At 69.6% G+C, this 12,873-nt stretch carries 14 protein-coding genes; 7 read left to right on the top strand and 7 right to left on the bottom strand.

What is annotated here, in order from left to right; all coding sequences use genetic code 11:
* Positions 1-10: 10 nt before the first annotated feature.
* Both JOD27_RS41835 and JOD27_RS41830 read left to right on the top strand, forming a co-directional pair.
* Entirely contained in the window at positions 11-1,066 is a 1,056-nt protein-coding gene (locus tag JOD27_RS41835) for an acyltransferase family protein (protein ID WP_204767937.1), read from the top strand.
* Positions 1,063-1,863: a 2-oxo acid dehydrogenase subunit E2 gene (locus JOD27_RS41830; protein WP_204767936.1), complete on the top strand. Its 801-nt coding sequence runs from the start codon at positions 1,063-1,065 to the stop codon at positions 1,861-1,863. Before JOD27_RS41835 ends, JOD27_RS41830 begins: the two co-directional genes overlap by 4 nt.
* Before the next feature lie 317 nt (positions 1,864-2,180).
* On the opposite strand, the gene JOD27_RS41825 is transcribed toward JOD27_RS41830, so the two are convergent.
* Positions 2,181-2,432, bottom strand: coding sequence for a hypothetical protein (locus JOD27_RS41825; RefSeq protein ID WP_204767935.1), 252 nt, complete (start codon positions 2,430-2,432; stop codon positions 2,181-2,183).
* Between the two features lie 164 nt (positions 2,433-2,596).
* Between JOD27_RS41825 and JOD27_RS41820 the strand changes: the two genes are divergently transcribed.
* The 5 genes from JOD27_RS41820 to JOD27_RS41800 all read left to right on the top strand — a co-directional run bounded on the left by JOD27_RS41820 (position 2,597) and on the right by JOD27_RS41800 (position 7,113).
* The gene (locus JOD27_RS41820; protein ID WP_204767934.1) at positions 2,597-3,748 is read left to right on the top strand and encodes a site-2 protease family protein; all 1,152 of its coding nucleotides are present in this window, start codon (positions 2,597-2,599) and stop codon (positions 3,746-3,748) included.
* Positions 3,745-5,046, top strand: coding sequence for a phosphoribosyltransferase family protein (locus JOD27_RS41815; protein WP_204767933.1), 1,302 nt, complete (start codon positions 3,745-3,747; stop codon positions 5,044-5,046). The genes JOD27_RS41820 and JOD27_RS41815 overlap by 4 nt, the downstream gene beginning before the upstream one ends.
* The gene (locus tag JOD27_RS41810) at positions 5,043-6,146 is read left to right on the top strand and encodes a carboxylate-amine ligase (protein ID WP_204767932.1); all 1,104 of its coding nucleotides are present in this window, start codon (positions 5,043-5,045) and stop codon (positions 6,144-6,146) included. Before JOD27_RS41815 ends, JOD27_RS41810 begins: the two co-directional genes overlap by 4 nt.
* Positions 6,147-6,208: 62 nt before the next feature.
* Positions 6,209-6,463, top strand: a complete 255-nt coding sequence (locus JOD27_RS41805; protein WP_204767931.1) for a DUF4342 domain-containing protein — start codon at positions 6,209-6,211, stop codon at positions 6,461-6,463.
* Positions 6,460-7,113, top strand: a complete 654-nt coding sequence (locus tag JOD27_RS41800; protein WP_204767930.1) for a LiaF transmembrane domain-containing protein — start codon at positions 6,460-6,462, stop codon at positions 7,111-7,113. The genes JOD27_RS41805 and JOD27_RS41800 overlap by 4 nt, the downstream gene beginning before the upstream one ends.
* Before the next feature lie 426 nt (positions 7,114-7,539).
* Here JOD27_RS41800 and JOD27_RS41795 read toward each other — a convergent pair whose 3' ends face one another.
* From JOD27_RS41795 to JOD27_RS41770, 6 genes are all read right to left on the bottom strand, one after another.
* Entirely contained in the window at positions 7,540-8,922 is a 1,383-nt protein-coding gene (locus JOD27_RS41795; protein ID WP_204767929.1) for a DUF4389 domain-containing protein, read from the bottom strand.
* A gap of 10 nt (positions 8,923-8,932) precedes the next feature.
* Positions 8,933-9,385, bottom strand: coding sequence for a universal stress protein (locus JOD27_RS41790; protein WP_204767928.1), 453 nt, complete (start codon positions 9,383-9,385; stop codon positions 8,933-8,935).
* Between the two features lie 85 nt (positions 9,386-9,470).
* Positions 9,471-9,905, bottom strand: a complete 435-nt coding sequence (locus JOD27_RS41785) for a universal stress protein (protein ID WP_204767927.1) — start codon at positions 9,903-9,905, stop codon at positions 9,471-9,473.
* 73 nt (positions 9,906-9,978) lie between these two features.
* Positions 9,979-10,539 (bottom strand): CBS domain-containing protein, encoded by a 561-nt coding sequence (locus JOD27_RS41780; RefSeq protein WP_204767926.1) that lies wholly within the window; start codon positions 10,537-10,539, stop codon positions 9,979-9,981.
* A gap of 78 nt (positions 10,540-10,617) precedes the next feature.
* Positions 10,618-11,523 carry a universal stress protein gene (locus tag JOD27_RS41775; RefSeq protein WP_204767925.1) on the bottom strand — a complete coding sequence of 302 codons (906 nt, stop codon included), beginning with the start codon at positions 11,521-11,523 and terminating at the stop codon, positions 10,618-10,620.
* A 147-nt stretch (positions 11,524-11,670) separates the two neighbouring features.
* Positions 11,671-12,786, bottom strand: a complete 1,116-nt coding sequence (locus JOD27_RS41770; protein WP_204767924.1) for a lycopene cyclase family protein — start codon at positions 12,784-12,786, stop codon at positions 11,671-11,673.
* Between the last annotated feature and the right edge of the window lie 87 nt (positions 12,787-12,873).

Genomic DNA, 12,873 nt, shown 5'->3' with positions numbered 1-12,873 from the left:
TGACTCCAGTATGCGCCCGCGCGATGAGTACCTGGACTGGCTGCGGGCCACCAGCCTCATCGTGGTCGTACTGTGGCACTGGGCTTTCACGATTCTGCGCTGGACACCGGACGGCCCGGTGCCGACCAGCCCGCTCGGTTTCTGGTCCGGCGTGTGGATTCTCACGTGGCTGCTCCAGGTGCTGCCGATGTTCTTCTACGTCGGCGGCTGCGTGCACAGCAGCTCGTGGGCCCGGGACCACGCGCAGGGTGTCCGCCGGTACGTGTGGCGTCACGTCCGTCATCTGGTCGTACCGGCCCTCGCACTCGTGTGCACCTGGGCCGTGCTCGGCCTGGTGGCCGGCGCGGTGTTCGGCCTCCCGTGGATCCGCGGCGTGGTCCTGCTGGTCGTCAGCCCTCTCTGGTTCCTCGGGGTCTACGTCGTGCTCATCGCACTCGTGCCCGTGAGCTCCTGGCTGCACCGCCGGTTCGACGTGCTGGTGCCCATCTGGCTCGGCGGCCTGGCGATGACCGTCGACGTGCTGCGGTTCCGCTACGAGCTGCCGTGGATCGGCTGGGTGAACATGCTCGTCGTGTGGTGGCTCGCCCACCAGGCGGGCTTCTTCCACTACCGGCTGACCAGGCGCACGGGCTGGGCGTTGCTGTTCGGCGGGCTCTTCGGTCTCGCCGGCCTGGTGTTCTCCGGGCTGTATCCGGGATCGATGGTCGGAGTGCCCGGCGACCGGCTGTCCAACGTCGGTCCGCCGACCTTCGTGATCGTGGCTCTGCTCGTGTTCCAGATCGGTTTCGCGGTGGTCACCCGTCCGCTGGTCGAACGCGTCCTGGACGGCACAGTGGCGCGGCGGGTGGTCGCGGTGGTCAACTCGATCGCGCTGCCGTTGTTCCTCTTCCACAGCACGGGGATGGCGCTCGCCAGGGTGTCCGGGTTCCTCCTGCTCGGCGGGCAGATCTCCGACGACCGCGCTCCCGACCTGATCTGGTGGTTGCAGCGCCCGCTGGCGGTGGTGGTGCCACTGCTGTTCACTCTGCCCGTGATAGTCCTGTTCGGACTGCGGAGGCGCACATGAGGTCACGGACCATGCCCACCTGGCGCAAGCTCGCCTGGGCGGCCTGGCGCCCTCCGGCGGACCCCCAGTTCTACGGCGAGCTGGACATCGACGCGACCGAGTTGCTCGCCTACCTCGACCACGTCCGCGAGGTCAGCGGAACCCGTGTGACGATCACGCATCTCATCGGACGCGCGGTCGCCCACGGCCTCGTGCAGGTGCCCGAGCTGCGCGTGCGCGTGGCGTTCGGGCGGGAGTACGAGCGCGAGACCGTCGACGTCTTCTTCATCACCTCGGTGGAGAACGGCAAGGAGCTCAGTGGCGTCAAGATCAGCGATGTCGAGCACAAGTCCGTTGTGGACGTCGCTGCTGAGCTGACCCGCAGGCACGCCGCGATCTCCTCGGGCGCCGATCCCGAGTTCGGCAAGAGCAAGGCGTTGCTCGGATGGCTGCCCATCTGGTTGTTGCGCCCGGTCATGCGCTGCGGAGCCTGGCTCACCACCGCACTCGACCTCGATCTGAAGGCACTTGGCATGCCACGTCAGGCGTTCGGCGGGGCCATGGTCACTTCGGTCGGGATGTGGGGTGTGCGGCGGGCGTTCTCGCCGCTGGCCGCGTACTACCGGATGCCGGTCCTGGTGCTCGTGGGCGCGGTGGAGCAGCGGCCGGTGGTCGTCGACGGCGAAGTGGTCGCCCGCCCGGTGCTGGGCGTCACCGCCACCTTCGACCACCGGTACGTCGACGGGGCGCAGGCTGTGCGGTTCGCGGCCGCGGCGCGTGAGTACTGTGCCAACCCCCGCGCCTTCGAACCGATGTGACGGTCAACCCGGTCAAGCCACCTGTCCGAACTCGATCCGGACCGCCGTGGTGAGCGGCGGATGGGCGATCACCCGCACGGGACGTGCCCCTCCAACACGTGCGTTCTGCCGCTCACTGATGCCGACGAGCGGATCACGTCACCGCTCTTCGGCGCGTCGACCTGTAGGCATTCCGCACGGGTGCCGGTAACACCGTGGGACCGGCGAGCAGCTCGTTGAGCGCAGCCGTCGCGACCACACGATGAGCGTGACGACGAGTCCGACGACGACCACTTGCCGCCACCGCGCTGAGGATGATCCGTGTTCGTCTGGCTACGTCACACCGCCGCGAACGAGTGGAGAACCTCGACACCGGACGTGGTGAGCACGGCCGGGGCCGATGCTCCGACCGCCGCTTCCCGCGCAGGGCGGAACAGCCCGCCGGTGAACAGCTCGACCGTGGCGGTGAAGTCACACCAGAGGCCGTCGACGCTCAGGCTGGGGGTGCGCCCGCACACCAGCTCGCCGCGTCCGTCCGCGATCGCCTGCAGCATGGCCCGGTGCCGCGCCGTGTAGCCGTTGGTGGTCATCTCGCACCCCTTCCTCCCTGGTTTCCAGCAACTGAGGTGAGCCTGCTCTTCACCGCAGGGTGTGATGCAGAACACAAGGTGGGCATCAGTCCGGGACCATTGCCGCGAACACGACAGACCTCGGTCTCTGCTCCCGGCCCCGGCCGGGTCGGGACGCTGGTCCCATGAACACCGGAGTGCCATCAGTTCCGCTGGGGCGTCTGCGCGGGATCGCGGTCGGAGCGCACTGGTCGACGCTCGTGGCGGTGATGGTGATCGCCGAGGTGGTCGCCGTGTCTGTGCTCCCTCAGGCGGCACCTGGCCACGACGCGGTCACCTACTGGATCGCGGGCGTGCTTTCCGCACTCGCGTTCATGCTGTCGTTGCTGGCTCATGAGCTCGCACACGCACTCGCCGCGCAACGATTCGGGGTCGGCGTCGACCGCATCGACCTGTGGCTGCTCGGCGGCGTGTCGCGGCTGTCGTCCTCGCCGCGCAGTCCGAGGGCCGAGTTCCTGATCGCCATCGCGGGCCCGGCGACCAGTGTCGTCATCGCGATCCTCGCGGGTGCCGCCGGCAGTGGGCTCGCGACGTGGGGCGCGCCCGCGCTGATCACCTCTCCCCTGTTGTGGCTCGCGATCACCAACGGCGTTCTCGCAGTGTTCAACCTGGTGCCCGCCGCACCGCTGGACGGCGGCCGTGTGCTCGCCGCGGCCGTGTGGTGGCGCACTGGCGACGAACACCGCGGCACGAAAGCGGCAGCCGTCGCCGGCCGGGCATTCGGCCTGGCGCTGGTCGCATTCGGGCTGATGCAGGTGTTCGCCGGTGCGCTGTCCGGGCTGTGGCTGGTGCTGCTCGGTGCGTACCTGATCCTGAGCAGCGCGGCGGAACAGTCCGCGGACGAGATGCAGCACCAGCTCGGTGGTGTGCTCGTACGGGACGTCATGACCCCGGATCCGCCGATCGCACCGGGATGGTGGACCGTGCGAACGTTCCTGGACAGCCTCACCTCCGGCCCGCACCGGCAGGTGTTCCCGGTGATCTCGTTCGACGGCGCCGCCGCGGGCGTCGTCAGCCTCGCGGAGCTCGTCCGCGTGCCGGATCCGCTCAACACCAGGGTCGGCGACATGTGCCGCGCGCTGCCCGGGGTGCCGGTCGCGTCCCTTGGCGAGCCGCTGCTCGACGTGCTCGGCCGGGCATCACTCAGGCAGGGGCGGGATCTCGTGCTGGTCCTGCGCGAGGAGCACCTCGTGGGCGTCATCGGCCCTGAGGACGTCGCCTGGGCCCTCGAACTGTCCCGCGGCGCACCGATCAGCCACCACGGGGCGACGTCATGAGATTCAGCGACCGCACCCAGGCAGGCCGTCTCCTGGCAGGACGCCTCGGCCACCTGCGCGGTCAGAACGTCGTCGTGCTGGCCGTCCCGCGCGGTGGCGTCCCGGTCGCGGTGGAGGTGGCGAACGCGCTCGATGCTCCGCTGGACATCGTCGTGGTCCGCAAGCTCGGCCTGCCGTTCCAGCCGGAGACCGCAGCAGGCGCCATCGGCGAAGGTGGGGTCCGCGTATTCGACCGCCGCGTGCAACGGCTGTCGGGCGTGACCCCGGCGGAGCTCGCCACCGTCGAACACGAGCAACGCCGAGAGCTCCTGCGCGGACTGCGCCGCTACCGGCATACGCCACCAATCCGGCTCAGCGGACGTACCGCCGTCGTTGTCGACGACGGTGTCGCAACGGGCGCCTCAGCACGCGCCGCCTGCCAGGTCGCCCGCGCACGCGGTGCTGCTCGCGTGGACTTCGCGACGCCGGTGTGCCCAACGGACGTGATCAGCCTGCTGCGGCAGGACGCCGAAGAGGTCGTGGCGGTCACGACACCACCGGAGCTCGACGCGGTCGGCCGCTACTACGACGACTTCCGCCAGGTCAACGACGCCGAGGTGGTTCGCGCGCTCATCCCGCCCGCCGCCGGCTTCCCTCCTCCTGGCCGCACTGCGCGACAACGGCCGATCGAAGTGCCGGTCGGCCGGGTGCGCCTGCGGGGCGACCTGGCGGTGCCGGAGCATCCCATCGCCGGTGTGGTGTTCGCACAGGCCAGTGCCGGGCACAGCTCTCGCATCCGCCACATCGCCGCAGAACTGAACCGCGCCGGCGTGGCGACGGTGCTGGCCGGCCTGCTCACCCACGAGGAGGAGCTCGACCGTGCGGCGGTGTCCGACGTCAACCTGCTCAGCCACCGGCTGACCGCCATCACGAGATGGGCTCGTGGCGAGACGAACCACCGGCTGCTGCCCGTTGCCTGCTTCGGGACAGGCCACGGCGCCGCGGCTGCGCTCAGAGCCGCCGCGGATCCGATGAGCGACCTCTGCGCCGTCGTGAGCCTGAGTGGGCGTCTGGACCTCGCCGAGCCCTGGCTGGGCCGGGTGCGGCCACCGACGTTGCTCGTGGTCGGCAGCGCCGACGAGCAGGGCATCGCGCAGCACGAACGCCTGGCTCCCCGGTTGCGCTGCGAACGTCGGCTCGTCGTCGTGCACCGCGCGAACGAGCGGTTCGACGAACCGGACGCACTGGACACCGTCGCCCGGCTGGCCCGTGACTGGTTCACCGGCCACCTCGCGTCGTCCGCACGGCCCAGCGCATGATCGCCGCGCTCTCGCTCGGAGTCGAGGAGGAGTACCTCGTCGTCGACGCCGTCAGCAGGCGTCCGCTCGCAGCGGGTGCCTCGATCGTCGCCGAACTGTCCGAAGCGGACTTTCATCGGGAGTTCTCGCCCGCACAGATCGAGTTCGCGGCACCGGTGTGCGCAGACCTCCCGTCGCTGCGGCGCGAGCTCAACCGCGGCCGCGAGGTGCTCGCGGGTGCTGCCCGCCGCCACGGCGCGCTGCTCCTCGCGAGCGGCACGCCACCGTTGGGACGGCCGGGCCCGCCTCCTGTGACCACAGCCGAGCGCTACCAGCGGATGGCCGCCGTGTACGGCGCGCTGGCCGAGGACCAAGGCGTTTGCGGATGTCACGTGCACGTCGGCGTGCCGGACGCCGACCACGCGATCCGCGCGAGCAACCACATCCGCCCGTGGCTACCCGCTCTGCTCGTGCTCGGCGCGAACTCGCCGTTCTTCGACGGCAGGGACACCAAACATGCCAGCTGGCGCACGAACATCTGGTCACGCTGGCCCGTGTGCGGTGTGCCGCCGCGGTTTCGCAGTGCCGCTCACTACGACGACCTTGTAGCCCGGTTGGTCGACTCCGAGGTGATCACCGATCCGGGCATGGTCTATTACTACGTCCGCCCGTCACGGCATGCTCCGACCGTTGAGGTGCGGATCGCGGATGTTGCAACCACCGTCGACGAGGCACTGCTGCAGGCGGCACTCACGCGCGCATTGGTCAGCACCGCTCTGGTTTCCACGCCAACGAAGAGTCCTCCCGACGCTGTCCTGCGGGCCGCGTGCGCCCATGCCGCGATGGCCGGGTTGGACGGCCGCTGTCTCGACGCCGTGTCCGGCCGGCCTTGCACAGGCTGGGACCTGGTCGACCGGCTGGTATCCCACGTGCGCCTCGCCCTGCACGACGTGGGCGACCTCTGCTTCGTCGAGCAATGCCTCTCGTGGCTGCGGAGCTGTGGCGGCGGTGCGGCCCGGCAACGCCGGGTGTTGAGCGAGCGAGGCGACCTCAGTGCCGTCGTCGACCACCTGGCTGTGACGCCGTCGACGCAGCAGTGGCCGACGTCCCCGCACGCATGACCGAAGGTCACTGCCCTGCCGCCGCACGCGGGTAGATCGTGGTGGTGGAAGGGAGACGAACCATGTCTATCGAACAGAAGACCGAGACCCGTCTGCGCGGCGAGGCACTCGTCCAGAAGGCCAAGCAGCTCATCCACGAGGGCAACGTCCGGCGCCTCATCATCAAGAACGACAAGGGACACACCGTGCTGGAGGTCCCGGTCACCGCTGGTGTCGTGGCCGCGATCGCCGCGCCCGTCGTGACGGCCATCGGTGCCATCGCCGCGCTCGCGAGCGAGTGGACCATCGAGGTCGAACGGCAGGGAGAACAACCGTGAAACCCGTGCGACTGTGGATCGGGTTGGTGTTGCTCGCACTCGGTGTGTTCGGCATCCTCGACGCGGTCGGTGTTCTCGACTCCGGTCCGGTCATCGCGGACTGGTGGCCGGTCGCTGTGGTCGTGCTCGGCGTTGTCGCCATGGCCGCGGAACGGCGGGTGTCGCTGGGTCCGGTCGTGATCGTGGTACTCGGCCTCGTGCTGCTCGCGGGCACTCTCGACTGGACGAGCGGGGACCTCCTGTTGCCCACACTGCTCGCCGGGGTGGGAGTCGCCGTGCTCATCGGACTGCGTCGGCACCACGGGACCCGCACGCCCATTGCGATGTTCGGCGGCGCCAGCACGAAAGAGCGCTCGAAGCACCTGCGGCACGCCGATGTCTCGGCCATCTTCGGAGGTGCGACGCTCGACCTCCGTGAGGCGCACATCGACAATGACGCTGACATCGACGCGTTCGCGCTCTTCGGCGGAGTCGACGTGCTCGTGCCGGAGGGCTGGCGCGTATCGGTCGGCGGGCTGCCGTTCATGGGCGGCATCGACGACAAGACCACCAACGAGCACCGTGACCTCCCCGACGACGCACCCGTGCTGACCGTGAACGGCACGGCGCTTTTCGGTGCAGTTGTGGTCGCGAACCAACCGAAACCATGACCGACCCGCCTGCGCCGGCAGCACCAGGGCGGCATCGCCGCCCTGGTGCTGCCGGCGCTCGCGTACGTGGGCTGGCGGGCCGCGGCGGCGTTGGCCGCTGTGCTCGTTCCCCTTGCGGTGGCGGTACTCCTCGCGGCGCTGCTGGCGCCCGCTGTGTCGTGGCTCCGCAGTCACCGAGTGCCACGAGCACTGGCCGCCACGCTGGTACTGCCGATCTCGGGTACGCCGGCCGCACGGGACCTATCGACATCGTGGTCCTGCCAGAAGGACCGGTTGCTCAGACGTGTCGCCACGGCCCCTACGACGCCATCACCGCCACCTACGAGGCCGTGTTCGCGTGGATCCACGCGAACACGGCCACCACCAAGCAGGTCCGCCGCGCGAGCTGTACCTTACGGGACCGGGCACGGCGAAGAGCCCCGACGACTACGTCACCGAGGTCGTCGTACCGTTGCGCCGGGACTGACCGGCGGTCAGCGCGGCCACCAGCATCAAAACCAGGCCCAGCAACAACATCACGCTGCCGCCGATGATCAGGCCGATCGACACCGGCCGCAACGCGGGCACCTGAGCCTGCGCGACGAGACGGGTTTCGACCACCTGAGAGCGATTCGAGTTCAGCACCACCGCGGTCCAGCTGCCCTGCTCGGCCCGCCAGGTCACCTCACCGGTACCGGATGCCGCCCAGAAGGTCTGCGCGGCAGGATCAGCGGGCGCTCCGCCGTCGCGATGCAGGTAGCTCACCCTCGACTCGGCCATGCTCACCTCGTCGTGCTCCACACCGGACAGATAGCGCGTGACGTCGTCAGTCCTGCCAATACCGATGAACACGCCGTTGTCCGCCTTCAACCGGACCTCGCCGAGCCAGTCGTCGGCGAGCACCCAGTCCGCGTCGGTCCAGCGCAGCTCCAGCGTGCCGAACTCCAGCGCATAGCCCGTGCCGCGGAACGACTCCGCGCCGGTGCTGAGGAATCCGGCCGCGTCGCGTTGTGTCGAGTCGGCCCAGAGCCCGAACCCGCCGGTGCCGCCGATCGCGCCTCCGGTGAGGAGCAGCAGCGCCCCGAGCACGACCGAGATGACACGTCCTGTCGTCCAGCCACGGTGCTCGGCAGGAGGCGGAGGTGACTGTTCGATCGTCGTGCTGCCCGGCTCGTCGCCGCCGGTGTCGAAGCGGAACGGCGGATAGGTGTCGGTCATCAGCCCGGCGTAGGCGGCCACGCGCAACGCCCAGCGGTCCATGCCGAGCACGAAGTCGAACAACCCCTTCGGGTAGCGGCCGGTGAACAGCAGCGCCACGCCGGCGAAGAACGCCATCAGCCCGACCAGGCCGCCCCCGGAGTTGTACACGGTCTGGCCGGTTTCGTAAGCGACATAGCTGCCCCCGCCGACGAAGAACCCGACGATCAGGTAGTGCGGGATCGCCAGCAGCCACCACTTCACCAGCACCAGTCCGCGGGACAGGTGTTCCGGGTAGGCGATGTCGAGCGTCGCGGGGTAGTCCGGCTCGGCGCCGAGGCTGAACGGCGGGTAGCGGTCGGTCGCCAGTGCACCGTAGGTGTAGTACGCGACGCGCCACGACCACCGCAGCACACCGACGTTGAAGTCGAACAACGCCCGCGGATAGCGGCCGGTGAACAGGATCGCGAAGAACGCCACCACGCTGAACACCGCGAACCCCAGCCACAGGAACGCGAGCACCAGGTAGTGCGGAATCGCGAGGAACCACTTCACCAGCCACAACCACCGGCTCAGGCCGGGGTCCAGCCGTGCGTGCACGTGCACCGGATAACCGGTAGTGGCGGTAGTCATCATTGCCTCCCTACGTCTCGTCACTCGCTGAGTGCTCGTTCACCGGGATCACGACCACCGGCGCCGACGAATGCCGCACGCAGTGCATGCTGGTCGAACCCATCACGATCTGGCGCATTCGATGCCCGGTGTGCGACGCGACCACCAGCAGCGCCGCCCCCTTCGACGCCTCCTCCAGCACCTCGGCGGCGTCACCGCGCAGGCTGCGCCGCTCGATCTCGGGCTGCTCGGACCGGCCCTCCAGCGCTGCACCGACAGCTTTCTCCACCAGCGCTTCCGACTGCCGCATCCGCTCCTGCACAGTGGTCTCGTTCCAGTCGACCATCGGCTCGAACGTCCACGCGTGCACGACGTGCAGCGGACAGGTCCGCAAGGTCGCCTCGTCCATCGCCCAGCGCAGTGCCTGGTCGGACGCGGGCGTCCCGTCCACGCCGACGACGATCGGTGCTTTCTCGGTGGTCATCGCAGCTCCTCATCGACTCGGATCTCGATCTCCGGCGGCTGCCGGAGCGTGTTGTGAACGGCGAGCCGGTGCGGCATCGCGTTCATCAGGACGCCTTGATGACGACGACGGGACAGCTCGCGTGGTGCACGCAGTAGGCGCTCACCGATCCCAGGAGCAGCTCGGTCGCCGCGTTGTGCCCGCGGTTGCCGACCACGAGCATCCGCGCGTCCCGGGACATCTCGACGAGCAGCTTCTTCACATCGCCCTCGATGAGAATCCGCCGCAGGTCCACGTCGTGGACGTCCGCCGTCGCCGCGTCGAGCACGGACCGGTTGGCCGCCTCGATGCCGGCCGGGTCCAACCCCGAGGCGGCCGCCCCAGGCGCCATCATGACGCTGTAGTCCATGTGCCACACGGAGACGGCGTCGAGCGGCGAGTCGTGGCGGCGCGCTTCCTCCGCAGCCCAGCGAAGTGCCGCTCTGCCGGCCGCGGACCCGTCGACACCGACCACGATCGGGCGAAGTTCGTTGTCGCTCATGTACTTCAGCGTCTCGGGAGACCTGCCTGGCGGTCAGTGGCCCGGGACCCGCCCTGCTCGGGACCTAGGTCCCTCAGGAGGCGACGCTCGACCCGCGCACGCCGGGTACGGTGCGCACCAGCGCCTCGACCACCTTGCGTTCGGCCACGTCCGCGAACGGACCGGACACGCTGACGTCGCCGGCGTGTACCGACACCGTCCACCGTGGACTGCCGCTGTAGGCTCGCAGCGCCGCGTCGACTCGCGCCGCGAGCACCGCGTCGGCGGGGGTGAGGATGCGCAGCAGGTCGCTGCGGCTCACCACCCCGACCAGCAGCTGCCCTTCCGTCACGATCGGCAGGCACCGCAGCCGTTGCGACAACATGGTCGTGGTCAGTTCCGCGGGCGTGGCCGTCGTCGGCGCGCTGATCACCGCCTTGCGCATCACCCGTGCAACGGGCCCGTTCACGGTCTCCGGCGTCATGCCCGCCAGCAGGAGGTCGGCACCGGACACGATCCCGACCAGTCTGCCCTCGTCGTCCACCACGGGCAGGGCGGAGAACCCGTGATCACCCAGCAGCGCACTCGCGGCGCGGACCGTGGTGGCCGGGTTCACCACAACCGCTGGACTGGTCATCACATCTGCAGCGTTCATACCGTTGAGCCTGTGCTCCGTCGGCGCAGCCGGGCAGTGCGGTTGGCCATCTCCCGGTGGGGACGTAGGTCCTTGCCGTCACTCCGGTGCGCGGACGATCGCCAGCGGACAGGGGGCGTGGTGCACCAACGCCTGGCTCGTCGAGCCGATCAGCATGCCTGCGAAGCCACCGTGACCGTGGCTGCCGACGACCAGCAACTGCGCCTCCGCTCCGTACCGCATGAGCGCCCGTGCCGGCCGCTCGCGCAGCACCACGCGATGGACCTCGACATCCGGGTACTTCTCCTGCCACCCGGCGAGCCGCTGGGCGAGCAGCCGGCGTTCGTCCTCCTCGACCTGTGCCCAGTCGGTCGCGATCCGTGAGACGTTGTACGCGCTGTCCACCGTGAAGTCCTGCGACGTCATGACCGCGATCAGCACCGCACCCCGCATCGAGGCCGCCTCGAACGCGAACTCCACTGCCGCCTCACTCGTCGGGGAACCGTCCACGCCGACAACGACAGGACCGTGGGGCATCTCCGTGCCGCGCACCACGACCACCGGGCTGTGGCCGTGCGCCACCAGCGCGACCGCGGTGGAACCGACGAGCAGTCCGGTGACCGTACCGAGCCCCCGCGAGCCGACCACCACGAGCCGCGCCCTCTTCGACTCCTCCACGAGCAGACCTGCCGCGCCGCAACACAGGACCTCGGTCGTGATCTCCACGTCCGGCGCCGTCGCGCGAGCAGCCGCAGCCGCCTCGGTCAGCCAGTCCCGCGCCTGCCGCTCGATCGCATGGCGCGCTTCGGTGCCGGTGATCAGCATCTCCGGGTAGCCGCTGGTGGGCAACATGAAGCCGTGCACCAGCCGCAGCGGCACGTGCAGCCGCGCGCCTTCGGCCGCAGCCCAGCTGGCGGCGGCAAGCGCCGAAGCGGATCCGTCGACGCCCACCACGATCGGCGCGGACGGTGACTTCTTGGCATCGGTACCGGAATTTCCTCGCATGCGACCCACGATTCGCCCTGTGTCGTGACCCGAGCAGAGCGGACGTGCCCGCGCCGTCCGGGCCCTTGGACTCTGCTCCGCACGGGCCGCGCTCACCGTCGCTGCCACGATCGTCGTGGTGCGGTGGCACGGAACGCACCACCGGCACTAGCGGACGAGACGGTGCCGCGCGGCCGCCAGGTAGGTCGCCGCGGGCATCCCCGCGAACAGCTGCCATTCCTGCGGCACCGACGTCGCCTCGTCGAGGAACCGCAGGGCGGGCTCAGCGGTGCGGTACCGGAACAGCGCACCGAACGCCCGCTCGAGCTGCGCGGGTTCGCGGGTGACGACGTCGAGCAGCACGCCGTCGAACAGCCGGAACCGGGCAGGGGCCACCGGCAGGTCGAACGGATGGCCGTGGCGCTGCAGCGACTCCGCGATCGCCGCGCTGTCCCGCTGGACGCGCTGGTAGGCGAAGCCGGTCGACGCCTTCAGCAGACCTCCGAGTGCCCCGATCGTGAGCACGTGGCCGTGCCGGCGCGAGGCAGGGGCAGCGCACAACGGCAGCACCGCGTGCTCTTCCCGTTCGATCTCGTAGTCGTCAGCGCCCGCGACCTCCGTCAGGTACTCGGCAAGAGCCTCCCGCTGAGCTGCCTCGTCCTGTGGTGTCCCCGGCGCGACGAACGACGTGTGCTCCACCAGAGCGTGATGCGCGTCCTCAGGCAACACATACACGAAGCTCGCTCCCTTCCGCTGCGGTGTGCGGAAGTCGAACAGCGTCGGGATCTCCGCATCGAACACCGCCCGCTCGCTCGAGACCCGCCACCCGCGGAACGCGAGCTGGGCGTCCGCAGGAGGTTGCATGTCCGCGCCGATCACGCTGTCGAACACCCACCTGGCCCGCAGAAACTGCCCGTCGACGATCACCCCGCCGTCGGCGATGCCGTCGACATGACCGTCTTGGCACGTGAAGTGGCGCAGAGGATCGGTATACCTGCGCACGACGGCGGCAAGATCCTCTCCGCGCACGACCCGGTAGCGATAGGAGCCCAGTCGCAGCACGGTCGTCCGCCCGTTCACGTGCACGCGGATCTTGTCGAACCACCGGCTCGCCGCTGCGTCGAGCAGCCCTGGCCTGGAGCTCCAGGACGCCCACGTCCTGGTCTCCAGCGGCGTACTGCCGTCGTCGACCACCACCACGGGATGCCGGTGATCCGCCACCGCGAGATGTGCCGCGAGACTCAGCCCGCTCATCCCTCCTCCGGCGATCACGATGCGCGTCATCCCACTACTCTCGTCCCCGATACATCGCACGGAAACGGCTTTGCGCTCACCAAGGTGAGGACCTTCGTCCCTGCGCCCGCCGTCGCC

This window comes from Lentzea nigeriaca (assembly GCF_016907955.1).
GTDB classification, from domain to species: Bacteria; Actinomycetota; Actinomycetes; order Mycobacteriales; family Pseudonocardiaceae; genus Lentzea; species Lentzea nigeriaca.
This window is presented reverse-complemented; position numbering and strand designations above follow the sequence as displayed.